Source organism: Streptomyces sp. NPDC054866 (assembly GCF_053610745.1).
This window is the reverse complement of the sequence record NZ_JBSGZA010000010.1, coordinates 14,419-37,611: the sequence shown is the minus strand read 5'-3', so window position 1 is coordinate 37,611 and position 23,193 is coordinate 14,419. Positions and strand designations below refer to the sequence as shown.

General features: G+C 69.4%; 23 protein-coding genes and 1 pseudogene. 2 read left to right on the top strand and 22 right to left on the bottom strand.

The features are described from left to right. The first annotated feature begins 8 nt into the window (after positions 1 to 8). A complete protein-coding gene (locus ACWGI2_RS36470; protein WP_453700155.1) occupies positions 9 to 977 on the top strand; it encodes an RluA family pseudouridine synthase in 969 nt (322 codons plus the stop codon). Here the strand turns inward: ACWGI2_RS36470 and ACWGI2_RS36465 are convergent. The 17 genes from ACWGI2_RS36465 to ACWGI2_RS36385 all read right to left on the bottom strand — a co-directional run bounded on the left by ACWGI2_RS36465 (position 971) and on the right by ACWGI2_RS36385 (position 18,104). After that, positions 971 to 2,473, bottom strand: coding sequence for a cytochrome P450 (locus tag ACWGI2_RS36465; protein ID WP_453700153.1), 1,503 nt, complete (start codon positions 2,471 to 2,473; stop codon positions 971 to 973). The two genes, ACWGI2_RS36470 and ACWGI2_RS36465, sit on opposite strands and share 7 nt — an antisense overlap. Before the next feature lie 61 nt (positions 2,474 to 2,534). After that, positions 2,535 to 3,149, bottom strand: a complete 615-nt coding sequence (locus tag ACWGI2_RS36460; RefSeq protein ID WP_453399417.1) for a GTP-binding protein — start codon at positions 3,147 to 3,149, stop codon at positions 2,535 to 2,537. Beyond that, a complete protein-coding gene (locus ACWGI2_RS36455; RefSeq protein ID WP_453399416.1) occupies positions 3,130 to 3,519 on the bottom strand; it encodes a DUF742 domain-containing protein in 390 nt (129 codons plus the stop codon). The genes ACWGI2_RS36460 and ACWGI2_RS36455 overlap by 20 nt, the downstream gene beginning before the upstream one ends. Continuing rightward, complete coding sequence (locus ACWGI2_RS36450; RefSeq protein WP_160503956.1) at positions 3,516 to 3,923, bottom strand: roadblock/LC7 domain-containing protein; 408 nt, start codon at positions 3,921 to 3,923, stop codon at positions 3,516 to 3,518. The genes ACWGI2_RS36455 and ACWGI2_RS36450 overlap by 4 nt, the downstream gene beginning before the upstream one ends. Then, on the bottom strand, positions 3,920 to 5,557 hold the full coding sequence (locus tag ACWGI2_RS36445) for an ATP-binding protein (protein WP_453399415.1): 1,638 nt from the start codon (positions 5,555 to 5,557) through the stop codon (positions 3,920 to 3,922). Before ACWGI2_RS36445 ends, ACWGI2_RS36450 begins: the two co-directional genes overlap by 4 nt. 396 nt (positions 5,558 to 5,953) lie before the next feature. Then, entirely contained in the window at positions 5,954 to 8,764 is a 2,811-nt protein-coding gene (locus tag ACWGI2_RS36440) for a DEAD/DEAH box helicase (RefSeq protein ID WP_453700151.1), read from the bottom strand. 52 nt (positions 8,765 to 8,816) lie between these two features. Beyond that, positions 8,817 to 9,713, bottom strand: coding sequence for a diacylglycerol kinase (locus ACWGI2_RS36435; protein WP_453700387.1), 897 nt, complete (start codon positions 9,711 to 9,713; stop codon positions 8,817 to 8,819). A gap of 55 nt (positions 9,714 to 9,768) precedes the next feature. Then, entirely contained in the window at positions 9,769 to 10,731 is a 963-nt protein-coding gene (tatC, locus tag ACWGI2_RS36430; protein WP_453700149.1) for a twin-arginine translocase subunit TatC, read from the bottom strand. A 47-nt stretch (positions 10,732 to 10,778) separates the two neighbouring features. Continuing rightward, positions 10,779 to 11,072, bottom strand: coding sequence for a Sec-independent protein translocase subunit TatA (tatA, locus tag ACWGI2_RS36425; RefSeq protein WP_453399411.1), 294 nt, complete (start codon positions 11,070 to 11,072; stop codon positions 10,779 to 10,781). A 249-nt stretch (positions 11,073 to 11,321) separates the two neighbouring features. Continuing rightward, the gene (locus ACWGI2_RS36420; protein WP_160503966.1) at positions 11,322 to 11,519 is read right to left on the bottom strand and encodes a hypothetical protein; all 198 of its coding nucleotides are present in this window, start codon (positions 11,517 to 11,519) and stop codon (positions 11,322 to 11,324) included. Between the two features lie 9 nt (positions 11,520 to 11,528). Continuing rightward, a complete protein-coding gene (locus ACWGI2_RS36415) occupies positions 11,529 to 11,780 on the bottom strand; it encodes a hypothetical protein (RefSeq protein WP_453399644.1) in 252 nt (83 codons plus the stop codon). An 11-nt stretch (positions 11,781 to 11,791) separates the two neighbouring features. Next, positions 11,792 to 12,814, bottom strand: coding sequence for a helix-turn-helix transcriptional regulator (locus ACWGI2_RS36410; protein WP_453700147.1), 1,023 nt, complete (start codon positions 12,812 to 12,814; stop codon positions 11,792 to 11,794). A 15-nt stretch (positions 12,815 to 12,829) separates the two neighbouring features. Then, a complete protein-coding gene (locus ACWGI2_RS36405; RefSeq protein WP_453399408.1) occupies positions 12,830 to 13,783 on the bottom strand; it encodes a helix-turn-helix transcriptional regulator in 954 nt (317 codons plus the stop codon). A gap of 138 nt (positions 13,784 to 13,921) precedes the next feature. After that, positions 13,922 to 14,296: an FKBP-type peptidyl-prolyl cis-trans isomerase gene (locus ACWGI2_RS36400; protein WP_453399643.1), complete on the bottom strand. Its 375-nt coding sequence runs from the start codon at positions 14,294 to 14,296 to the stop codon at positions 13,922 to 13,924. 45 nt (positions 14,297 to 14,341) lie between these two features. Next, on the bottom strand, positions 14,342 to 15,343 hold the full coding sequence (locus ACWGI2_RS36395) for an FKBP-type peptidyl-prolyl cis-trans isomerase (RefSeq protein ID WP_453399642.1): 1,002 nt from the start codon (positions 15,341 to 15,343) through the stop codon (positions 14,342 to 14,344). A 130-nt stretch (positions 15,344 to 15,473) separates the two neighbouring features. Next, positions 15,474 to 16,835, bottom strand: coding sequence for a Pup--protein ligase (gene pafA / locus ACWGI2_RS36390; protein WP_055550703.1), 1,362 nt, complete (start codon positions 16,833 to 16,835; stop codon positions 15,474 to 15,476). Between the two features lie 9 nt (positions 16,836 to 16,844). Then, positions 16,845 to 18,104 (bottom strand): MFS transporter, encoded by a 1,260-nt coding sequence (locus tag ACWGI2_RS36385; protein WP_453399407.1) that lies wholly within the window; start codon positions 18,102 to 18,104, stop codon positions 16,845 to 16,847. 130 nt (positions 18,105 to 18,234) lie between these two features. Here ACWGI2_RS36385 and ACWGI2_RS36380 point away from each other — a divergent pair, with 130 nt between their 5' ends. Beyond that, complete coding sequence (locus ACWGI2_RS36380) at positions 18,235 to 19,260, top strand: LacI family DNA-binding transcriptional regulator (protein ID WP_453700146.1); 1,026 nt, start codon at positions 18,235 to 18,237, stop codon at positions 19,258 to 19,260. 68 nt (positions 19,261 to 19,328) lie between these two features. Here the strand turns inward: ACWGI2_RS36380 and prcA are convergent, their stop codons facing one another. The 5 genes and pseudogenes from prcA to dop form a co-directional block, all read right to left on the bottom strand. Next, positions 19,329 to 20,114, bottom strand: coding sequence for a proteasome subunit alpha (prcA, locus tag ACWGI2_RS36375; protein WP_453700144.1), 786 nt, complete (start codon positions 20,112 to 20,114; stop codon positions 19,329 to 19,331). Between the two features lie 53 nt (positions 20,115 to 20,167). Beyond that, entirely contained in the window at positions 20,168 to 21,013 is an 846-nt protein-coding gene (gene prcB / locus ACWGI2_RS36370; protein WP_453399404.1) for a proteasome subunit beta, read from the bottom strand. Then, positions 20,965 to 21,189, bottom strand: a pseudogene (locus tag ACWGI2_RS36365) (endonuclease domain-containing protein); the annotation flags it as partial. The pseudogene ACWGI2_RS36365 and the gene prcB, both read right to left, overlap by 49 nt. Before the next feature lie 113 nt (positions 21,190 to 21,302). Then, entirely contained in the window at positions 21,303 to 21,521 is a 219-nt protein-coding gene (locus tag ACWGI2_RS36360) for a ubiquitin-like protein Pup (RefSeq protein ID WP_160503981.1), read from the bottom strand. Positions 21,522 to 21,645: 124 nt separating this feature from the next. Then, positions 21,646 to 23,157, bottom strand: coding sequence for a depupylase/deamidase Dop (gene dop / locus ACWGI2_RS36355; protein WP_453700142.1), 1,512 nt, complete (start codon positions 23,155 to 23,157; stop codon positions 21,646 to 21,648). Positions 23,158 to 23,193 lie beyond the last annotated feature (36 nt).

Sequence of the window (23,193 nt, the reverse complement as noted above, 5' to 3'; positions counted from 1 at the left end):
TGCCGGTTGTGACCCGTAAGCCCCGCATCCCGCCCTCTCCCCTGCCCCAGCGGCAGGGCGTCGACCCCATGCGGGTCAAGCTGCCCGCCGGCGGAGCGTGGGCGACCGTACGGGATCATCTCGTCGAGCGGCTCAGGGCCGGGCCCGAAGTGATCGACGGGATGCTGCGGGACGGGCTGATCGTCGGCGTGGACGGGCTTCCCGTGGCCCCGGACGCTCCGTATGTGCCCGGCACCTTCGTGTGGTTCCACCGGGAGCTGCCGGACGAGGTCCCGGTGCCGTACAGCATCGACGTGGTGTACCGCGACGAGCACATCGTCGTCGCCGACAAGCCGCACTTCCTGGCGACCATGCCCCGCGGCAGCCACGTCACCGAGACCGCGCTCGCCCGGCTCCGCAGGGAACTGGACATCCCCGCGCTCGGCGCCGCGCACCGTCTGGACCGGCTCACCGCGGGTCTGCTCCTCTTCACCGTGCGGCCGGAGGAACGCGGCGCGTACCAGACGCTGTTCGGCGAGCGGCGCGTGCGCAAGGAGTACGAGGCCGTGGCCGCCCACGACCCCGGGATCGAACTCCCCCGCACCGTGCGCAGCCACATCGTCAAGGAGCGCGGCATCATCGCCGCGTACGAGGTCCCCGGCGCCGAGCCCAACAGCGAGAGCCGCATCGAACTCGCCGAACGCAAAGGTGAGTTGGCGCGCTACCGGCTCACCCCGCACACCGGCCGCACCCACCAGTTGCGCGTGCACATGAACACGCTGGGCCTGCCGATCCTCGGCGACCCGGTCTACCCGGTGGTGGCGGGGCCGGTGCCGCCGGACGACTTCCGGCGGCCCCTGCAACTGCTCTCCCGCGTACTGGAGTTCACGGACCCCGTCACGGGCGCCGACCATCGCTTCGTCAGCGCACGCGAGTTGGGCGCCTGGACCTCGTACGACAGCTGGGCGAACCCGTCAGCGGGCGGTGGCGGTCAGTAGCCCCGCCACCAGGTGACGAGGCGCCGCCACGCCCCCTGCCGCCGTGGCACGGACACCGCGGCCGGTACGGGCTCCGGCGCGGGCGGCGGCGGGGCGGGCTGCGCCACGGGCTGAGGCGCCGGCGTCGCGGGGTAGGCGGGCCGCGGCGCGGGGGACGACACCTGCCAGTCGTTGCGCGCGCCCGGCACCCGCGCCATGGGCCGCGCCATCACGTCCTGCGGGGGCCGCGGCGCGAACTGCACCGGAAGCGCCACCAGGTGCCGGGAGAGGATCGACGAGTTCCACCTCAACTCGTGCTCCTCGACGTCGAGTTCCACGTCCGGGAAGCGCATGAGCAGCGCGTCCACGCCCGTGTCGGCGATGGCACGGCCGAGATCCTGCCCCGGGCACTCGTGCGGGCCGCCGCTGAACGCCAGATGGGACCGGTTGCCCTGCATGCTGGCGGCCAGGTCCGGCCGTACGACGGGGTCCACATTGCCCGGCGCGATGCCGAGGATCAGACCGTCGCCCTTCTTGATCTGCTGGCCGCCGAGCTGGGTGTCCTGCTTGGCGAAGTAGCCGATCATCGCGCTGAACGGCGGCTCGTCCCACAGCGACTGCTCGACCGCCTCCGGCACCGTCATCTGGCCGCCGCTGAGCTGGGCGCGGAAGCGCGGGTCGGTGAGGACCATGCGCAGGGCGTTGGCGATGAGGTTGGCCGTGGCCTCGTACGAGGCGATGAGTACGAGCCGCAGGTGGGCCGCGACCTCGTCGTCGGTGAGCTGCGCGGGCTGCGCGATGAGGTTGCTGGTGAAGTCCTCCTCGGCCTGCGCCCGGCGCCGGGCCACCAGGCGCATCAGCGCGTCCATGATGTACGCGTTGCTCGCGATGGCGGTCTCGGTGCCGCGGATCATGTCGCGGGCGGCCTGCACCATCCGCTCGTTGTACTCCTCGGGCATGCCGAGGACATGGCACATCACCATCATCGGCAGATGCTCGGCGAACCCGCTCACGAGGTCGGCACGGCCGTCCTGGCAGATGTCGTTGAGCAGGAGGTTGCTGTAGCGGTTGATGTAGCGGCGGATGCCCCGGTGGTCGAGGCCCGCCATGGCGCCGGTGACCGCGCCGCGCAGCCGCTGGTGCTCGTCGCCCTCCGCGAAGCTGGCCATGGGCTGCCAGGTGACGACGGGGGCGAGCGGGTTGTCGGGGCGCATGGAGCCGTCCAGGACGGCCCGCCACTGGCGCGAGTCGCGGGTGTACTGCGAGGGGGTGCGCACCATGTGGAGGTTCTCGCTGTGGCCGAGGACCGCCCAGATGGGTACGTCGTTGTGCAGCAGGGCCGGGGCCACCGCTCCGTGCTCGGCGCGCAGCTTCTCGTAGACGCCCGCGAGGTCGGTGTCCGCCTCGGGTCCGAAGAGCCGGCGCAGGCCGCCGGGGCCGAGGCCGTGCGCGGGGCAGCCGGGCGGCGGCATGGCCGGGTCGTCCGTGCCGAGGTGGGAGTGGGAGGGAGTCGTCACGTTCGTCGCTCCGGGGTCGCGGAAGAGATTCCGGGGTTGCGGGTGAGGTGAGGTGGGGGTGTCAGACGCGGGCCACGGTCAGGGTGTGCAGGTACCGCATGAGGGTCAGCAGGGTGTCCCGGCTGGACGCGCGCTGCCGGGCGTCGCACTTCACCATCGGCACGTCCTCGTCCAGGTCGAGGGCGCGCCGCAGTGTCTCCATCGGGTGGTGGGGCGCGTCGGGGAAGTCGTTGACGGCGACGACGAACGGCACGCCCCGCTCCTCCAGGCGGCCGATCACGTCGAAGCTGACTTCCAGGCGCCGGGTGTCGAGGAGGACGACCGCGCCGAGCGCCCCTTCGAAGAGGCCGTTCCACAGGAACCAGAAGCGCTCCTGGCCGGGGGTGCCGAACAGATAGAGCACCAGCTCTTCGGTGATGCTGATCCGGCCGAAGTCCATCGCGACGGTGGTGGCCGTCTTGGTCTCCGAGCCGTAGTTGTCGTCGACGCCGATGCCAGCCTGGGTCATGGTCTCTTCGGTGGTCAGCGGACGGATCTCGCTGACCGAGCCGACCATCGTCGTCTTGCCGACCCCGAACCCGCCCACGATCACGACCTTCACGGCGGCCGTGGCCGTGTGCGGAAGGACGTCCTCGCTGCTGGGCCCGGTGATCGTGTCAGAGCTTTTGAAGTCCATGCATCACCGCTTCGAGGAGGGAACGATCGGGGAGCGTGGAGCGGACGATCGGCGCCCGAGCCTGTACCAGGTCGGCCCCGAGCATCTTCGTCAGCAGGATGGTCACCACGCTGAACGGCAGCGCGAGATAGGCGGAGAGCTCGGCGACGGACAGCGGCGTGCTGCACAGCCGCAGGACCACGGAGTGCTCCGGCTCCGCGGAGGGCGGTGCCTCGCCGTGCGCGACGATCAGCGTGACGAGGTCGAGCGGTGCCCGCTCCGTGTCCTCGCCGGTCAGGATGTAGAGCCGCTCGGGGTTCTCCGGGCTGCGCCGCTGCCGTTGGGGAGGGTCGTCTCGGTGGGAGGGGTGCTCGCCTTGCGGAGGATTCATACGGCCTGCCCGTCTCGCCGGGGCGGGCTCGTCAGATGGGCGCCGATCCGGACGACCAGGTCCCGCATGCGGTTGCCGATGAGGCCAGCGTCGACGGTCTCGTCGGCGAGCACGGCGAGGTACGCGCCGGCTCCCGCGGCCATCAGATAGAAGTAGCCGCCGTCGATCTCGATGATCACCATGCGCATCCCGCCGTCGCTCCGCGGGATCTCGGTGGCCACCGCGGCGGCCAGGGACTGAAGTCCCGCGCAGGCGGCGGCGATCCGGTCGGCGGCGTCGGGGTCGCCGCCGTAGCGCGCGATGCGCAGGCCGTCCGCGGAGAGCACCACGATCTGCCGGGTCTGCGGCACGCCGTCGGCGAGCTCCTTGAGCATCCAGTCGAAATTGGCCCGTTGCTGGATCACTTCCAGCCCCCCTCGTCGGCGTTGTCGGCACCGTCGGCGGTGCCGTGGTCGTTCTCGCTGTGGCCCTTGGGGAACAACGGGTCGTCGGCTGCGGAGTCGTCGCCGTTGACGCCCTTCATGAAGGCCTCGATCCAGAGGCCGGGCTCCTTCTCCTCCTTCTTCGCCGGTTCCGGTACGACCGGTGCGGCCGCCTGCGGGGCGTACTGGGCGCGCTGCGCGGCGTACTTCTCGTCCGCGGCCTCCTGCGCGAGCCGTTCGCTCAGCGAGGTGCGGACCCGGCTGCGGCGCTGCGGCAGACCGTTCGACGTCCACTCGGTGACCTCGGGGATGTCGTCCTCCATGGCCGCGCCGAGCGACTTGGAGAGCGGGGGGCCCGCCGTCATCACGCGGGGCTTCTTGCGCCGGATGCCGACGGCCTCCTCGATGGGCACGCCTTCGGAGTTCACCCGGGGCACCGCGGAGGCGCCGATGCCGTGTGCGAGGCCGGGGGCGGGCCCGGCGGTGATCATCTCGTGCGGGACGATGAGCACCGCGCGGACGCCTCCGTACGCGGACTGGCGCAGCGAGACCTGCAAGTTGTACATCTGCGAGAGCCGGCCCACGACGGCCATGCCCAGGCGCGGGCTCTCGCCGAGGTCGTTCAGGTCGAAGCCGGCCTGGGCCTGCGCGAGCATGCGTTCGGCCCGGGCCCGCGCCTCCTCGCTGAGGCTGACGCCGCCGTCCTCGATCTCGACGGCGATGCCGGTCTGCACCTCGACGGCGGTGACGTGCACGCGGGTCTGCGGCGGCGAGTAGCGCGTGGCGTTGTCGAGGAGCTCGGCGCAGGCGTGGATGAGCGGCTCCACGGACGTGCCGCGGATGGCGACCTTGGCGATCGAGTGCAGATCGACGCGCTGGTACTCCAGGATCCGGGACATGGCGCCGCGCAACACGCTGAACAGCGGTACGGGCTTGGGCCATTGGCGTCCGGGGCGGGCGCCGCCGAGCACGGTGATCGAGTCGGCGAGACGGCCGATCAGCGCGGTGCCGTGGTCGATGCGGAGCAGGTCGTCGAAGACCTCGGGGTTGCGGCCGTGGAACTCCTCCATCTCGCGCAGTTCCGCGGACTGCTGGTGGACGATGGCCTGGACGCGCCGGGCGATGTTGACGAAGGCGCGCTGCGAGGACTCGCGCATCGCCTCTCCGGAGTCCAGGGTGTCCAGGACGTTCCGGAGCAACTTGCGTTGTGACTGCGGCAGTTCGGAGAAGGACTCGTCGGCGTCGACGAGGTTGCGGATGACTTCCGACGGCGCTTCGCCCTGCCGGAGCCGGAAGACGGCCTCAGGGATGATCTCCCTGCCCAGCCGGATGGTCTCGTCGTCATGGGCCGCGATGCGCCGCTCGAGGAACGCGAGCCGCTGCGCGTGCTGGGTGTGCAACTCCCGGATGGTCCGGCCGCGACGCACGGCTTCGGCACCGACCGCGATCACCACGAGGGTCGCGATGGCGCCGCACCAGCCCACCGCGATGCGGGCGGGCTCCGTTACCGCGGCGACGGCGGCTCCGGTGGCCGCGGCCATCAGCATGGCGGGCAGCAACAGCACGCGTGCGTAAGGGACTTCTCGGCCACCGGGAGGCGATTGAACACTCACCATGTATGCCCTCTGAACACTTGTCTTGGGGGAGGAATGGGGGGTGATGCTGGGAAATGTGGGGAGATTACGGGGAGTTGGGAGCTGGAGACGTATGCGAACAATCGAAAGATCTAGGAACAAGCGCGCGAATCTATCGCAACTCGTTTCAACTCGCCGCGCTCCGGGCGAGCTTAGTCCGCCGGAATCATCGCCGAGTCATATTCAGCAACCCTCTGCAGCGCGCTCACCGACGGGCATACACTCGGCTCCATTTGCACGCGTGGCGATCAATCGAACACGCGGAGTGATGGCGTCGAACAGGCGGACCTGGATACGAAAAAGGGGCGGGCCCGGGGGATGAAAACCCCCGGGCCCGCCCCACCGGCATCAGCCGGCGTCAGTCGCCATCAGCCGCCGTCAGCCGACAGAGCTGTACGCCACCACACCCCGCAACAGCTGATCCACGGCCTTGCGGGCGTTCTTGGCCACGGTCGAGCCCTCACGAGGAGCAGCCGCCGAGATCTGCCCAAGGACGTCGATCACCTGCTTGCACCACCGCACGAAGTCCCCGGCAGGCATCTCGATCTCCCGAAGCACCTCGTCGAGGCCCTTGTCGGACGCCCACATGTACGCCGCCCAGGCGAAGCCGAAGTCCGGCTCCCGCTGCCCGACCCCTTCCGCCTGGTTGATCTTGAACTCTTCCTCCAGGGCATCGAGCCGCCCCCAGATCCGCACCATCTCGCCGAGGGAGGCCTTCACCTTCCCGGAGGGCATCTTGGGGGCGAGCGCGTCGTCCGCCATCCGGGCCTCGAAGACCAACGCCGAGACACACGCGGCCAGTTCGGCCGGGCTGAGGCCCTCCCACACGCCTTCCCGCAGGCATTCGCTCGCGAGGAGGTCCAGCTCCCCATAGAGCCGGGCGAGCCGCTTGCCGTGCTCGGTGACCTCGTCACCCCGGAGGTAGTCCATCTCCGTCAGCAGCGCGACGATCCGGTCGAAGGTCCGCGCGATGGTGTTCGTGCGCCCCTCGATGCGCCGCTCCAGCTGCACGGTGTCCCGCCGCAGGCGGTAGTAGCGCTCGGCCCACCGCGCGTGGTCCTCCCGCTCGTCGCACCCGTGGCAGGGGTGCGCCCGCAGTTCCGTACGGAGCCGGGCGATCTCGCGGTCGTCGGCGGCGGCCGCGCGCCCCTTGCGGTGCCGCTCCGGCACGATGTGCCCGGCCTTCGTGCGCAGCGCGGACGCCAGGTCCCGGCGCGACTGCGGCGAGCGCGCGTTGAACGACTTCGGGATGCGCATCCGCTCCAGCGCCTCGACCGGCACCGGGAAGTCCATCGAGGCCAGGCGCTTGACCTGCCGCTCGGCGGTGAGGACCAGGGGCCTCGGCCCGTCCTGGTGCTCGAAGCCTCGGTGGCCGTTGACCCGGCCCGCGGGAATCCCCGGATCCAGGACGAGGGCCAGGCCCGCGTACTTCCCGGTCGGCACGTGGATGACGTCACCGGGCTTGAGCTTCTCCAGGGCGGCGGCAGCCGCCGCCCTGCGCTGGTTGGCGCCCTGCTTGGCGAGCTCGGTCTCCCGGTCCTTCAACTCGCGGCGCAGGCGCGCGTACTCGTCGAAGTCGCCCAAGTGACAAGTCATCGAGGCTTTGTAGCCCTCAAGGCCCTCTTCGTTCTTCTGCACCTGCCGGGAGATCCCGACGACCGACTTGTCGGCCTGGAACTGCGCGAAGGACGTCTCGAGGAGCTCACGCGAACGGTGCCGCCCGAACTGCTCGACCAAGTTCACCGCCATGTTGTACGACGGCTTGAAGCTGGACCGCAGCGGGTACGTACGCGTGCCGGCGAGGCCCGCGAGGTGCTCCGGGCTCATGGCGCGCTGCCACAGGACCACCGCATGGCCCTCGACATCGATGCCACGCCGCCCGGCACGGCCGGTCAGCTGCGTGTACTCACCGGGGGTGATGTCGGCGTGCTGCTCGCCGTTCCACTTGACGAGCTTCTCCAACACCACGCTGCGCGCGGGCATGTTGATGCCCAGGGCGAGGGTCTCGGTGGCGAAGACGGCGCGCACGAGCCCGCGGACGAAGAGCTCCTCGACGACTTCCTTGAAGGTCGGCAGCATGCCCGCGTGGTGCGCGGCGATGCCGCGCTCCAGGCCTTCCAGCCATTCGTAGTAGCCAAGGACGTGCAGGTCCTCGTCCGGAATGGCGGCCGTGCGCTCCTCGACGATCTCGCGGACCTGGGCCCGCGCGGCCTCGTCGTTCAGCCTCAGTCCCGCGTACAGGCACTGCTGCACGGCGGCCTCGCAGGCCGCGCGGCTGAAGATGAAGGTGATCGCGGGCAGCAGATCCTCGGAGTCGAGCCGGTCGATGACCTCGGGCCTGCCGGGCGTCCAGATCCGCGACCGCTGTCTGCGCTCGCGCTCACGGTCGGCCTCGCGGACCATCTTGCCCTTGCGGCGGTCACGCGGGTTGTACGAACGGCTGGCCTCCATCCGCGCCATGCGCGTGAGGTCGGGGTTGACGGTCTTGCGCTGGCCCTCGCCCTCCTCGAAGAGGTCGTACATCCGGCGCCCGGCGAGGACGTGCTGGAACAGCGGCACGGGCCGGTGCTCCGAGACGATCACCTGGGTGTCGCCGCGCACGGTGTCCAGCCAGTCGCCGAACTCCTCGGCGTTCGAGACGGTCGCCGACAGGGAGACCAGCGTCACCGACTCCTGGAGGTGGATGATCACCTCTTCCCAGACGGCGCCACGGAAGCGGTCGGAGAGGTAGTGCACCTCGTCCATGACCACATAGCCGAGGTTCAGCAGCGACTGCGAGCCCGAATACAGCATGTTCCGCAGCACCTCGGTGGTCATCACGACCACCGGAGCATCGGAGTTGACGCTGTTGTCGCCGGTCAGCAGACCGACCTTGTCCGCGCCGTATCTCTTGGAGAGGTCGGCGTACTTCTGGTTGGAGAGCGCCTTGATGGGCGTGGTGTAGAAGCATTTCTTGCCCTGCAGCAGGGCCAGGTGCACGGCGAACTCGCCGACGATCGTCTTGCCCGAACCCGTGGGGGCGGCCACGAGCACACCCTTGCCCGCCTCGAGCGCCTGACAGGCCTCGATCTGGAAGGGGTCGAGGCCGAATTCGTACATCTCGCGGAAGCCAGCGAGTGCGGTGGCCTGCTCGACAGCGCGCTCGCGCGCCGCCGCATACCGCTCGGCCGGTGAGAGGTCCTCTGTCATCGTGCTTTCGAGCCTACCGGCCACCACTGACAACGGACGATCATTATCTGCCTTACGGCTCCCGCGGCCCCTCGGGCCCGAGCACCCGCACGGCCCCCGGCACGCACTCCGCCCTCAGCGGAAGCCCGCCGAGCTGCTCCCCGTCCGCGTACCCCGTGACGCCCGGGGCGGCGAGCTCCACTTTCGAGGCCCGGAACACGGTGACCTTGGGGTGGTCGAGGTGCGTGCCCTTGTAGACCCGCGGGAAGACCTTCAGGAGCGTCGTACGGCTGCAGTCGCCGACGACCGTGACGTCGAACAGGCCGTCGCCCATGTCGGCCCGCGCGCAGATCTTCATGCCCCCGCCGTACGAGGATCCGTTGCCGACGGCGACGAGCGTCGCGTCGATCTCGTGGACCTGTGCGTCGTCCAGCGTGATCCGGAACGGGATGGGCCGGAAGGCCGCCAGTTCCACGGCCATCGCGAGGTCGTACTTGAAGCGTCCGGTGGGCCAGCGCATCCGGTTGCCCCGGTCGTTGACCCGCGAGTCGAAGCCGGACGCGAGCACCGTGCCGAACCACGTCTTGCCCACCCGCCCCAGGTCGACGTCGCGCGTGCGCCCCGCGTCGAGCGCTTCGGCGATGACCGCCCCCGCGGCGGCCGGATCACGCACCGGGAGCCCGAGGGCACGCGCGAAGTCGTTGCCGGTGCCCACGGCGATCACCCCCAGGGGCGTCGGCGTCCGTGCGACGGCCTGGAGCGCGAGGCTCGCCATGCCGTCACCGCCGACGGCGATCAAGGCGCCCGTACCGGCGTCGACGGCATCACGTGCCCGGCGCAGTGCGTCGGCGGAGTCCTCGCCGATGACCGTGCGCACGGAGTAGCCCGCGGCCCGCAACGCCGAAGCGGCCGGCTGCGCCGCGTGGGCGCCCCGGCCGCGGCCCGCGGTGGGATTGACGAAGAGTGTGATCTCGCTGGTCTCTAGGGGTCCCCCCGGACGAAGTGTGCGGGAGGACCCTACAAGGTCAGGTGACGTCGTCGAAACCGTTCACTCGGTCTCGGGTCGCGCCGTCGCCGCTCGCCTGCTCGGGCAGTGCCCTGTTCGCGGACACGGGCTCGATCTCGCCGACGTCCTCGGGCGTCAGGTCGAGGTCGGAGGCCTCGTCGTCACCGGGCTTGGCCGCTTCGATCCTGGCTTTGCGCCGGTCGTTCAGGAGCGAGAAGGCGGTGGCCGCGAAGTAGAGCACCCAGATCGGTCCGGCGAGCGCCATCATGGTCAGCGGGTCGGTGCTGGGCGTCGCCACGGCCGCGAAGACGGTGATGCCCATGATCATGCCGCGCCACCAGCCGAGCATGCGCTTGCCGGTGATGACTCCGGTGAGGTTGAGCATCACCAGGAGCAAGGGCAGCTCGAAGGAGAGACCGAAGACGACCACCATGCGGGTGACCAGGTCGATCAGCTCGTCAAGGGGCAGCTGGTTGTCGACGCCGCCGGGTGAGAACTCCAGCAGTACGCGTGCCATCGTCGGCAGCGTCTTGTACGCGAAGAACGCGCCGCCCATGAAGAGCGGGAAGCCGGCGCCCACGAACGCGTACGCGTACTTCTTCTCGCTCTTGTGCAGGCCCGGCGCGATGAAGGCCCACAGCTGGTACAGCCAGATCGGCGACGCGAGCACCACACCGGCCATCAGGGAGATCTTCAGGGCGAGCGTGAACGGCGTGATCAGGCCGTTCAGCACGATGCGCGCGCAGGTCTCCTCGCCGCCCTTGTCCGCCAGCTCGGCGAAGCTCGACTCGCACCCTACGGAGCTCAGGATCGGGTTCGTGAAGAACTCGATGATGTCCTTGTAGAAGAAGGCAGCGACGATCGCGACGACGATGATGGCCAGCACGGCCTTCGCGAGCCGGTTGCGGAGCTCGCGCAGGTGCTCCGCAAGCGGCATCCGCCCCTCGGGATCCTGTTCCTTCTTGCGGGCAGACTTGAGCAACCCACGTCCTCATCTCGTGCGGCAGGCCGGCCGTCGCCGGCCTTGGATCAGCGCTGTGTGGTGCTGTCGGTGGGCTCGGTGACCGGGCGGGAGCTGGACACGTCGCCGGGCGCGGCCTGGATGGTGCGCGGCTGAGCGGCGGAAGGGTCGCTGGGCGGATCGGCCGGGGCGGCTTCGTCCTTCTTGCCGTCGGACTTCATCGCCTTGGCCTCGCTCTTGAGGATGCGCGCGGACTTGCCGAGCGACCGGGCCATGTCGGGAAGCTTCTTCGCGCCGAACAGCAGAATGACAACGACGAGAATGAGAATGATCTCGGGGGCGCCGATCTTTCCGGAAAACATACGTCTTTACCTTCTCACCGAGGCGGCAGGGGCGGGGCTGCCGGACAGGTCGGACTTGCTGTCCGGCCACCGTGCTGACAGCGATCGTAACGCTCAGGGGTGAACGCAGGGCAATCCCTGTGCGTACCCCCAGTTGCGGCCCGCGCCTCGCACTCCGGGCTACGTCAGCAGCGTACCTTCCGGACAAGGGAAGTTGACAGGCCGCGGTCTCGATGCGCGTCTCAGCGGCATCGAGCGGATACACAGGAGCTACAGGACATCCCGGCTCGCGCGGGCCGCACCCGTCGCCGCCGCTTCGAGATCCTCCGCCGCGCGATTGATCCGCTGCGTGGTCTGCGTCACTTGAGTGCTGAGGCGTTGCGCCTCGATGAAGACCCGAATCGCCAGTACGCCGAGCACCGCGAGGCCACAGAACCCCGCGGCGATCGCCAGCATCGCCCAGAACATGCGCCGAGCCTAGACGGTCGAGTGCAGACGCAGTGTCCGCACCCCGCCGCCGGTGAGCAGTTCGACGATGCGCTCGCCCGCGGGCTTGCGCACCGCGTTGCCGCACTCGGGGCAGGTGAACGAGTAGAAGGTGGTGCGGGCCGAGGCGCCGATGGCCAACCGCAGGGCGCCGGCGGAGAGTTCGAAGCGGGCGCGGCAGTCGGGGCAGGCGGCCTTGAAGAGCACGGGGGAGATTCTCGACATTCCGGGAATCTCGGACATGAGGCTGGTGTTCAACGCCCTTGCTCCTGCCTGTCGTACGACCCGTCCGGGTGCCGGTCCGCATGCCGGTCCGACCCGTCCGGGTGCCGGTCATAGGCCGCGAGTGCCTCGCGTGCCGCCTGCCGTGCGCTGTCCGCGAGATCCGCCGGGGAGACGATGTGCCCGTCCCCGCCGAGCCGCAGCGCGAGCCTGCGCAGCGAGGTGGGGTCCGGGGTGCGCAGCGTGATCCGCAGGCCGCCGTCGGGGAGTTCATCGGCCGCGTCGTGGGGGTAGTACTCGGCGACCCAGCGGCCGCCGGGCCCCACCTCGATGACCACCTCGGGGTCCTCCGCGGCGGGCTGCACGAGCCCCTCGGAGAGATCACGCAGTTCGACCTCGGGCGGCGCGGACGGCTCGTCCAGGATCCTGATCTCGGCCACCCGGTCGAGGCGGAAGGTGCGGCGCGCCTCGGAGAGGTAGCACCACGCCTCCATGTACGTGTGCCCGACGGCGAAGAGCCGGATCGGGTCGACCTCGCGCTCGGTGAGCTCGTCGCGCGCGGGCGAGTAGTAGCGCAGCCAGAGCCGGCGCCGCTCGGAGATGGCGCGGTCGACGTCGGCGAAGACACCGCCCTCGGACTCGAAGGTCACCGAGAGCCGCGCACTGGCGCCGGCGTTCTCACCGGCGGCCGTCTCCAGCTTCGCGGTGGCGCGCACCAGCGCCAGCCGGTCGCTCTCGCGCAGCCCCGGAAGTGTGGAGACCGCGCGGGCGGCCACCAGGAGCGCGGTGGCCTCGTCGGCGGCGAGCCGCAGGGGGGCCGCCACATCGTCCGGATTGTGCCACCAGATGCGGTCGCCGTCGGTGTCGATGTCCAGGAGGTCGCCGCCGCGGAAACTGGTCCCGCACAGCGGCAGCACGTCCAGGTCGGAGATCAGCTCGTCCTCGGTGATCCCGAAGGCCCGGGCGACGTCGCTGACGTGGGCGCCGGGGCGCTCACGCAGATAGGTCACCAGGGAGAGCATCCGCCGGGTCTGGTCGATGGCGTTCGAGGCCATGGTCTGTACGTCCTCTCAGCCCTTGGCCACGGCGCGCAGCCGGTCCACCACGTCGGCCCGCAGCTCGGCGGGTTCCAGGACCACCACATCGGGTCCGAACTCCACCAGCCAGGCATCGAGCCCGTGCCCGTACGGAATCTCCAACTCGTCCCACCCCTCGCCCACTTCACGTATCCGGGCGGCCTTGGCGCGCAGCGGATAGCCCGCGCCCGTACGCAGTCGGATCAGGGCCGAGCGATCGGCACTCTCCCCCGCCCAGCTCGCGACGGTCTCGCGCACCGTGACCACATCGGGGATGTCGGCGGTGAACTTGCCGGCGCGGGCGCGGACCTTCCCCGTGATGCGGGAGAGCCTGAAGACGCGCTCGGCGCCGCGGTCACGGTCCCACCCCGCGAGGTACCAGTGGCCGCGCCAGCACTCCAGCGCCCACGGCTCGACGTGACGCTGCTCGGGGCGGGCGGCGGTGGCCTTGCGGTAGTCGAAGACGACGGGGCGGCGGTCGCGGCAGGCGAGCATCAGCGGCTCGAAGGACGCCTCGTGCACAGGGATCCGCGGCTCCAGGGCGCTGTGCGCCTCGTACGGATCGACGTCCTCCGGAAGTCCGGCGGCGCGCAGCTTCTGCAGGGCGCCGCTGGCGGCTCCGGCGAGCCGCGCCTGCTGCCAGACCTTGGCCGCGAGGCCGAGCGCGGCGGCTTCCTCGGCGTCGATGGTGATGGGCGGCAGCCGGTTGCTGTCGCGGCGCGCGAGGTAGCCCACCTCGCCGTCGAGGTTCTCCACCGTCTCGATGACCAGGCCGAGTTCGCGCAGATCGTCCTTGTCGCGCTCGAACATCCGGTTGAAGGAGTCGTCGGACCCCGCCTCCAGATAGGCCTCGATGGACTCGCGCAGCTCGCGCTTGCTGAGCGGCCGCCGCGTCCCGAGCAGACACAGCGCGAGGTTCATCAGCCGCTCGGCCTTGGCAATGGCCATCGACGCCCTTTCTCAACAGTGCTTCCGACCGCTGACCGTACCGCCCAGGGGTGTCCGGGCAAAAGCCGAGGGCCCATGCCAGGACAGGCATGGACCCTCGGTGGACAGGTCTGATCAGACCCTGGCCCCAGTCGTCGCTCAGACGCCGACGAGGTCGCAGACGAAGATCAGCGTCTCGCCGGGCGCGATGCGGCCGCCACCGGCGCCGCGCTCGCCGTACGCGAGGTGCGAGGGGATGGTCAGCCGGCGGCGTCCGCCGACCTTCATGCCCTGGACTCCCTGGTCCCAGCCGGCGATGACCTGGCCGGCACCCAGCTGGAACTGGAGCGGCGTACCGCGGTTCCAGGAGGCGTCGAACTCTTCACCGGTGGAGAAAGCCACGCCCACGTAGTGGACGGAGACAGTGGCACCCGCCTTCGCCTCCGGTCCGTCGCCCTCCCAGATGTCCACGATCTCGAGGTCGGCCGGGGCCGGACCGTCGGGGAAGTCGATCTCGGGCTTCTCGATGCTCACGTTACTCATGCTCCTGCTTGATACGAATGACCGGCTGGGACAGTCTTACATCTTCGCGAGGATGTCCACGGAGAAGACCAGCGTGGAGTCCTTCTTGATGGTGCTGCCCTGCGGCGGCTGGTCGCCGTACCCGAGCTCCGGGGGGACGACGACCAGGACGCGGCTGCCCACCTTCTTGCCGGTCAGGCCCTGGGCCCAGCCCTTGACGACCTGCGCCAGCTGGAACGAGGCGAGCTGGCCGCTCTTGTACGAGGAGTCGAACTCCTTGCCGTCGGCCCACAGCACGCCCTTGTACTGGCACAGGAGGCTGTCGGTCTCCTTGATCTCGTCGCCGTCGCCCTCGAGGATGTAGTTCGCGACGAGCTTCTTCGGGGCGTCCTTCTTCGGGACGTCGATCTTGGGGGCCTTGCCGTCCGTGTTCGTGCCGACCTTGGGGAGGTCGATGTTGGACTGCGCGACCTCCTTGCCCTTGGCCGAGCTCTTGGCGCTGAAGGTGCCCACCAGATCGACGACGAAGACCAGCGTGTCGTCGCCCTTGATGCCCGCCTGCTTGTTGCCCTCGGTGCCGTAACCCATCTTCGGGGGGATCGCGAGCTCCACACGGCTGTCGAGCTTCTTGCCGACCAGGGCCTGGTCCCAGCCGGGGATGACCTGACCGACGCCGATCGGGAAGACCGTGGGGTTACCGCGGTCGTACGAGTTGTCGAAGACCTTGGCCGTGGCCCAGATCTGGCCGAGGTAGTTCGCCTGGAGGTAGTCGCCCTTCTTCACCTCGGCGCCCTTGCCCTCGATCAGGGTCTTGACCGCGAGGTCGGAGGACGGCTTCCCGGACCCCTTGGCGACGGTCGGCTTCTGGCCGAACTTGTTCCCCTTCGTGATCTCGGGCACCGGCCCGTCCACGATCTTCGCCGTCGGCGCGGCCGAGGTCGAGTTGGAAGGCGACGGGCTGTCGCTGGACTTGGCCTTGTCGGCCTTCTTGTCGTCACCACACCCGGCCAGCGTCAGCAGGCCGGCCGGAACAGCAAGGAGAAGTGAGCGTCGGCGCACGGTGGGGGCCTCGTATCGGTCGATCTTGTCGGTTGGCGTGCGCGCAACTCTACGCATGGAGAAGGGCGCCGTACGAGGAACGTACGGCGCCCCGCGTTGCGTTCCCGCAACGCGCCTCCTGTATCAGGGGTTACATACCGGCGATCAGTTTCTCCACCCGGTCGTCCACCGACCGGAAGGGGTCCTTGCACAACACCGTGCGCTGTGCCTGGTCGTTGAGCTTCAGGTGCACCCAGTCGACCGTGAAGTCGCGGCGCTGCTCCTGGGCCCTGCGGATGAAGTCGCCGCGCAGCCGCGCGCGGGTGGTCTGCGGCGGCACCGACTTGCCTTCGAAGATCTTCAAGTCGTTGCAGATACGGGCGGCTTGACCCTTCCTCTCCAGGAGGTAGTACAGCCCGCGACGGCGGTGGATGTCGTGATACGCGAGGTCTATCTGCGCGACCCGCGGATGCGACATGGTCATGTTGTTCTTTGCGCGGTACCGCTCGATGAGCTTGTACTTCATGACCCAGTCGATCTCGGTGCCGATGCGGTCGAGGTCCTCGGCCTCGATCGCGTCGAGCGTGCGGCCCCACAGCTCGAGGACCTGCTCGACCGTGCCCGTGCGGATGCCGCGGCGGTCCACGAAGTCCACGGCCTTCTCGTAGTACTCGCGCTGCACTTCGAGGGCGGAGGCCTCGCGGCCGCTGGCCAGACGCACCTTGCGGCGGCCCGTGATGTCGTGACTGACCTCGCGGATCGCCCGGATGGGGTTCTCCAGGGTCAGGTCCCGCATCACCGTGCCCGCTTCGATCATGCGCAGGACGAGGTCGGTGGCGCCGACCTTCAGGAGCATGGTCGTCTCGGACATGTTCGAGTCGCCGACGATGACGTGCAGCCTGCGGTAACGCTCGGCGTCCGCGTGCGGTTCGTCGCGGGTGTTGATGATCGGCCGGGAGCGGGTGGTCGCGGAGGAGACCCCTTCCCAGATGTGCTCGGCACGCTGACTGACGCAGTACACGGCGCCACGTGGAGTCTGCAGCACCTTGCCCGCGCCGCACAGCAGCTGTCGCGTGACGAGGAAGGGAATGAGGATGTCCGCGAGCCGCGAGAACTCCCCGTGCCGGGCCACCAGATAGTTCTCGTGGCAGCCGTAGGAGTTTCCCGCCGAGTCGGTGTTGTTCTTGAAGAGATAGACGTCGCCCGCGATTCCCTCCTCGTGCAGGCGGCGTTCGGCGTCGACGAGCAGGCCTTCCAGAATGCGCTCGCCCGCTTTGTCGTGCGTGACCAGCTCGGTCACGTTGTCACATTCCGGTGTCGCATATTCCGGATGTGACCCGACGTCAAGATAGAGGCGGGCGCCGTTCCGCAGAAAGACGTTGCTGCTGCGGCCCCATGAGACAACACGGCGGAAGAGGTAGCGCGCCACCTCGTCAGGCGACAGACGGCGCTGTCCCCTAAACGTGCACGTGACGCCGTACTCATTCTCCAGCCCGAAAATGCGGCGGTCCATGACTGAACATTACGCCTGATGCCCTGCCCTGAAACCGGGTTCGACGGCACCGTTTCGATCATTTTCCGATGAACCCGCAACGACCGCCGAATCAGCGGGGAGTACGAGCACCCGCGCCGTGGCCAGCAGAACAACCAGCGCGGCGACGCCCGCGCCCCCCGGAACGGCGAAGCCCCACACGGTCCCGCCCCACTCGACGACCGGACCCGCGGCGGCCGTGCCGAGCGACGCGCCGACGGTGAACGTGGTCACGAGCCAGGAGAACGCCTCGGTGACGGTGCCCCGCGGCGCGTGCCGGTCCACGATGATGAACGCGCACGCGAGCGCCGGCGCCAGGAAGATCCCGGCGACGGCCGACAGCGCCGTCATCGCTACGGCACCGGGCGTCAGCGTCAACGGCCAGTAGCAGAGGGCCAGCAGGGCCACCAGGCCGGTCAGCCGCTTCTCCGGTACGCCGGCCCACTGCCGCGCCCCGTACACGGAACCGCCGACCAGGGCGCCGAGGCCGAGCGCCGCCATCATCCAGCCGTACACCGCGTCGCCGCCGTTCTCATCGGCGTACGACACGCCCGCGACGGTGATGGAGCCGAGCGCCATGCCGATGAAGAGGAACGCGCCGAGCAGCGCGATGAGCCCGGGTGAGCGCAGCGCGCCGAGCCAGTGCGCCTCACGGGGCGCCGAGCGCCACGCGCGCGAGGGCTGCGACATCACTACGGAGAGGGCGCCGAGCACGCCGATGACGTTCACGACGAGCAGCGCGGCCTGCTCCGACCAGAGCGCCACACAGCCGGTGATCAGCAACGGGCCCACGGTGAACATGACTTCCTGGGCGATCGCGTCCATGGCGTACGCCCTGTGCACCTGCTCCTCCTTGCCGAGGACGCTCGGCCACAGCGCGCGCAGGCCGCCCTCCAGGGGCGGTGTGAACAGCCCGGCCACGCCAACGGCCACGTACGCGAGGCCGAGCGAATCGGGCCCGGTGAAGGCGAAGGCCCCCATGCCGAGCGCGGAGACGACCGCCGCGGGGAGCTGGATCCGCGGCTGCCCGTACAGGTCCACCAGGCGGCCGAGCAGCGGCTGCCCCACCGCGTTGGCCACGCCGTACACCGCGGCGAGGCCACCGGCCAGGCTGTAGGTCCCGCCCTCGGCGCGGATGAACAGCACGATCGCGATCGCGGCGGTCGCGTTCGGCAGCCGGCCCACCAGCGTGCCCGCGAGCAGCCGCCCGGCATATCTCGTCCGGAGGATCTCCGCGTATCCGGCAGCCATGCTTCCCGCCCCTCACCCCGCGCCGACGCGCAGAGGTTTTACGTATAACGTCGAGCGTCATACGTACCATGAGCGCTCACCGCGGGTCCATCCCGATCTCCCCGCGGGACCGATCCGGGAGGTACCAAAAGTGGCCGGGCCACAGCAGGAGGCCGCGGGGCCACGCCCCACGAGCCGCGACGTCGCCCGCGCCGCCGGGGTGTCCCAGGCCACCGTCTCCCTCGTGTTCGGCGAGAAGTGGCGCGGCCGTGTCGCCGAACGGACCGCCGAGCGCGTCCGGGCCACCGCCCGCGAGCTCGGCTACCGCCCGAACCTCGCCGCCCGCAACCTCCGCCTCGGCCGCACCAGGACGGCCCTCCTCGTCGTCCCCGCCCTCACCAACGAATTCTTCGCCCGCGTCTACACCGGAGCCGCCCGCGTCGCCGCCGAACACGGCTTCGGAGTCGTCCTCTACCCCTCCCCCGAAGGCATCGGCCCCGCCCGCGACCCCTTCGACTCCAGCCGCGCCGCCCTCGACGGCATCCTCGCCTCCTCCATCGCGTCCGACGCCCTCGCCACCATCCAGGGCGACGAACTCCCCCTGGTCATGCTCGACAGCGACCCCGCGGGCAGCCTCGGCGCGGCCACCGTCAACCTCGACATCGGCGACGGAATGCGCCAGACCACCGAACATCTCCTGGCCATGGGCCACCGCGACTTCCTGCACCTCGCCGCGGGCGTCGACTCCTGGACCTTCGACGTTCGCTCCGACGCCCTCGCGGCGGCCCTGAGGGGCACCGGCGCGGCCGTACGCACGGCTCGGGCACTCCTCACCGTCGAGGACGCCCGCACGGCCACCGAGGCCGCCCTCTCCGCGCCCGGACCCCGCCCCACGGCGCTCGTCTGCGACGACGACATCCTCGCCGCGGGCGCCTGCAAGGCGGCCCGCCGCCTCGGCCTGCGCGTACCCGAAGACCTCTCCGTGACCGGCTTCGACGACCTCACCCTGGCCACCGCCGTGGAACCCGAGCTCACCACCGTGCGACTGCCGGCGGAACAGTTCGGCGAACGGGGCATGACGTCCCTGCTCGCCGTCCTCGACGGCCGCACGCCCCAGACCGACACCCTCCCCGTCGAGCTGGTCATCCGCGGCTCGACGGCCCCTGCCGCCCGCTAGACCCCGCACATGCGTGTGCCCCCGTGTTCCGGCCAGGGCCGGAACACGGGGGCACACGACGAACCGAACTACTCCTCGGAGGATCCGGACCCGGAGTCGGAGCCGGAATCCGTCTCCTCCTCGTTGTCGGACTCGGCGTCCGTGGGCGCCGAGGCACCGCCTTCGAGCAGCCGCGCGAGCTGACGCCCGACGATCCGCTTGAACTTCCGCTGCTGCGGCCGCGTACGGTCAAGGACCGCCACTTCGAGCCGCTCCGCGGGGATCTCCCGCTCGCTGCCGTTGGTGTCGCGGGACAGCGACTGCACGGCCAGCTTCAGGGCCTCGGCGAGCGACATCCCGTCACGATGACGCTGATCGAGATACGCGCTGATCTGTTCGGCGTTGCCGCCGACCGCGACCGAACCGTGCTCGTCCACGATCGAACCGTCGTGCGGCAGCCGATAGATCTGATCGGCGTCAGCCGTGGCGCCCACCTCGGCGACGACCAGCTCCACCTCGTACGGCTTCTCCGCCTGGCTCGAGAAGATCGTGCCCAGCGTCTGGGCATAGACGTTCGCGAGCCCACGGGCCGTCACATCGTCACGGTCGTACGTGTATCCACGGAGATCGGCGTACCGCACACCGCCGATCCGGAGGTTCTCGTACTCGTTGTACTTGCCGGCGGCCGCGAAGCCGATCCGGTCATAGATCTCGCTGAACTTGTGCAGCGCACGGGACGGGTTCTCGCCGACGAACACGATGCCATCGGCGAACTGCAGCACAACAAGGCTGCGACCGCGGGCGATGCCCTTGCGGGCGTATTCCGCCCGGTCGGCCATGGCCTGCTGGGGTGAGACATAGAACGGCGTCGACACCGGCTATCCGTCCCTTTCTGTCAGTGACTCAGTCAGTGGCGAATACGGATCGATCAGAGCAGTGCGGCCCGCGGGCCGTCGGGCTGCTCCAGGCGCCGCTCAAGGATCGAGCGGGCGATCTCGGAGGACTCCTCGTCCCCCAACCGCCGGAAACCCTCGTCGGAGATCACGGTGACGATCGGATAGATGCGGCGGGCGACATCAGGACCACCCGTCGCCGAGTCGTCGTCCGCGGCGTCGTACAACGCCTGCACGACGAGCGTCGTCGCTTCCTCCTCCGACAGATCCTTGCGGTAGAGCTTCTTCATCGCACCACGCGCGAAGACCGAACCGGAGCCGGTGGCCGCGAAGCCGTGCTCCTCGGAACGGCCGCCCGTGACGTCGTAACTGAAGATGCGCCCCTTCTCGCGGTCCACGTCGTACCCCGCGAAGAGCGGGACAACGGCCAGGCCCTGCATGGCCATTCCCAGGTTCGACCGGATCATCGTGGAGAGACGATTTGCCTTGCCCTCCAGGGAGAGCGTGGCGCCCTCGACCTTCTCGAAGTGCTCTAGCTCCAGCTGGAAGAGCTTGACCATCTCCACGGCGAGACCGGCGGTGCCGGCGATGCCGACCGCGGAGTACTCGTCGGCCGGGAAGACCTTCTCGATGTCGCGCTGCGCGATGACATTGCCCATGGTCGCCCGCCGGTCACCGGCGAGCACCACGCCGCCGGGGAACGTCGTCGCCACGATGGTCGTGCCGTGCGGCGCCTCGATCACACCCTGCGTGGGCGGCAACTGCCGGTTGCCCGGCAGGATGTCGGGCTGATGCTCGGACAGAAAGTCCATGAAGGACGAAGACCCAGGCGTCAGGAAGGCAGCTGGTAGACGCCCGGTGCTACGAGTGTTGGCTTCCACGCGTTTCCTTCCAGGTAAGTGACGGCCCGCCGCAAAGTGTCGGGAAATTCTCCCAACTCGCCGATGGCCGAATTGCAGTTGAAGCACAGTACGCCACGGACCCTACCCGTCTCGTGGCGGTGATCCACATGAACGGCTGAAGCGTTCGGAGAGATCACACAAGGCCCCGCCGGAGAGCGTCGCCAGGTCATCCGAGGCATGGCGGTCCTGCGACCACCGGCCAACGGCCGACCCAGCAACCCCCCAGCCCGACCTTCGGTTCAAGCCTTCGAAACGAAGGTGGAACGACTTACTCGCCACCCTTTTGCACAAAGGAGCGCACGAAGTCCTCGGCATTCTCCTCAAGGACGTCGTCGATCTCGTCCAGGACGGAGTCCACGTCGTCGCTCAGCTTCTCCTGGCGCTCCTTGAGGTCTTCGGAGCCCTGCGCTTCCTCTGTCTGCTCCTCGACCTCCTCGGTGGAACGCGTTGCCTTCTGCTGTCCGCCGCCGGTGTCCTTGGTCGCCATCTACCTCACCCCGCTCGTTCGGTTCGATGCACTTGATCAGACCCTATAAGCCAGGTCTGACATCGGCCCCGTAGTTACTGCAACGTCCGGGGACCACCTCGATGATTCCCACACGCCGGGTCTTTCAGCCTCCGGAGAGCACCCGTACCAGATCCTCCGCCGTGCGGCAGCGGTCCAGGAGCTCCTTTACGTGGTTCCGCGTCCCCCGCAGGGGCTCCAGTGTGGGCACACGCTGGAGGGAGTCGCGGCCCGGGAGGTCGAAGATGACCGAATCCCACGAGGCCGCGGCCACGTCGTCCGCGTACTGCTCCAGGCAGCGGCCGCGGAAGTAGGCGCGTGTGTCCTCCGGAGGCTTGGTCTGGGCGCGCTCGACCTGTGGCTCCTCCAGGAGGCGCTTCATCTTGCCGCGTGCCACCAGGCGGTTGTAGAGGCCCTTGTCGGGCCGTACGTCCGCGTACTGGAGGTCGACGAGGTGCAGCCGTGCCGCGTCCCAGTCGAGGCTGTCACGGCGGCGGTAGCCCTCCATGAGTTCCCGCTTGGCGACCCAGTCGAGCTCTCCGGAGAGGCTCATCGGGTCGCTCTCCAGGCGGCCCAGGACGTCTTCCCAGCGGCCGAGGATGTCCTTGGTCTGCTCGTCGGCGTCGGAGCCGTACCGCTCCTCCACGTATTTGCGGGCCAGCTCGAAGTACTCCATCTGGAGCTGGACAGCGGTGAGTGTCCGGCCGCTACGGAGTGTGATCAGACGCTTGAGTGTCGGGTCGTGCGAGACCTGGTGGAGGGTGCGCACGGGCTGGTCGATGGCGAGGTCCACCGCGATGAAGCCGTCCTCGATCATGGCGAGGACCAGGGATGTCGTGCCCAGCTTCAGATACGTCGAGATCTCGGAGAGGTTCGCGTCGCCGATGATGACGTGCAGGCGGCGGTACTTCTCGGCGTCGGAGTGCGGCTCGTCCCTGGTGTTGATGATGGGCCGCTTGAGGGTCGTCTCCAGTCCCACCTCGACCTCGAAGTAGTCGGAGCGCTGGCTGAGCTGGAAGCCGTGCTCGTGCCCGTCCTGGCCGATGCCGACGCGTCCCGCGCCGGTGACGACCTGCCGGGACACGAAGAACGGCGTCAGGTGGCGCACGATGTCCGAGAAGGGGGTCTCCCGCTTCATCAGGTAGTTCTCGTGCGTGCCGTACGAGGCGCCCTTGTTGTCGGTGTTGTTCTTGTAGAGGTGGATCGGCTGGGCCCCGGGCAGCTGTGCGGCCCGCTCGGCCGCCTCCGCCATGATGCGCTCGCCGGCCTTGTCCCACAGGACGGCGTCCCAGGGGTTGGTGACCTCGGGTGAGCTGTACTCGGGGTGCGCGTGGTCCACGTAGAGGCGCGCCCCGTTGGTGAGGATCACGTTGGCGAGGCCGATGTCCTCGTCGGTGAGCTGACTGGAATCGGCGGTCTCACGGGCGAGGTCGAAGCCCCGCGCGTCCCGCAGGGGGTTCTCCTCCTCGAAGTCCCAGCGGGCGCGTCGCGCCCGGTGCATCGCCGCGGCGTAGGCGTTGACGATCTGGGACGAGGTGAGCATGGCATTGGCGTTCGGGTGGCCGGGGACGGAGATCCCGTACTCCGTCTCGATGCCCATTACTCGCCGTACGGTCATGCGGCCCTCCTTGCCCGGCGGCGCTCCCCTTCGGGA